The following is a 1,137-nucleotide window of genomic DNA, read 5'->3' as shown; positions in this document are numbered from 1 at the left end:
GATGCGTTAGCAGAAGCTGATATTACTGCCGATGTCTCAGGACGAGTCAAGCATATTTATTCTATCTATCGCAAAATGAAGCTAAAACGCTTATCGTTTGATCAACTCTATGACATTCGAGCACTACGAGTATTGGTGGAAAACCCAGCGGATTGTTATCATGTGTTAGGTTTGGTACATGGCTTATGGCGGTACATTCCTGAACAGTTTGATGATTACATTACCAACCCAAAGCCTAATGGCTATCGCTCGTTGCATACTGCGGTTATCGCTGAGAACAAGTCACTTGAAGTACAGATACGCACCCAAGGCATGCATTTTGAGGCCGAGCTTGGTATGTGTGCTCACGTAAATTATAAGGAAGGTCTCAGAAAGAAAAAAGACAGCTACCTCACTCAAAAGATCAGCTCATTACGTCATCTGCTTTCTATTAATAACGAAACTCGGAGTCAAAATCGTTTAGGGCTCATAGCAGAGGGTGAGTTTAATGACCGTGAGTTAGGTGAACTAGAAGATGACGAGCCAATCGTTGATTTTGATGAGCTTGAGAGGATTTACATTTTTAGTCGAGATGGTGACATCACTGAACTACCAAAAGGGGCTACCGTACTTGACTTTGCTTATTATGTACACACGCAAGTAGGCAACCGCGCTCAAGCAGCGCGAGTCAATCAGCGTTACGTGCCATTGACTTACCAGCTAAAAACAGGCGAACAGGTTGAGATTATTACTAAAGCGTCACGTGAGCCTAATCGTGATTGGTTAGTTGCGTCACTTGGTTATATTCATACCAATCGTGCCCGCTCTAAATTGCGTCAATGGTTTAACAAACAAGACCGTGATAAAAATATCGAAATCGGTAAGCAGATGCTAAGTAAAGAGCTTGAGCGACTTTCAGTACATCCCAATAGCATCGACTTGAATGACTATACGCAGCATTTTCATGTTAATAATACGGACGATATTATCGTTGGGCTTGTTACAGGCGACATTGGACTCCATCAATTAACTGGTCACATCTCTCGTCAGCTGCATTTAGAGCCTGAAAAAGAAAAGGAAGATTACACCCCTAGTGTTGATCCAAAAACAACAGGCAAACTTGATGCCTACAAAATCTGTATTGATGGTTTGGATAAT

1 protein-coding gene is annotated in these 1,137 nt (G+C 42.0%); it reads left to right on the top strand.

Annotated elements, in window-relative coordinates:
- Positions 1–1,137, top strand: a 1,137-nt coding sequence (locus ACS8FD_RS16035; RefSeq protein ID WP_439276579.1) for a TGS domain-containing protein, incomplete at both ends; no start/stop codon positions are given.

It is taken from the genome of Psychrobacter sp. 1U2, from assembly GCF_051847575.1.
The sequence above is the reverse complement of the archived record's forward strand: the minus strand, read 5'-3'. Positions and strand labels throughout refer to the sequence as shown.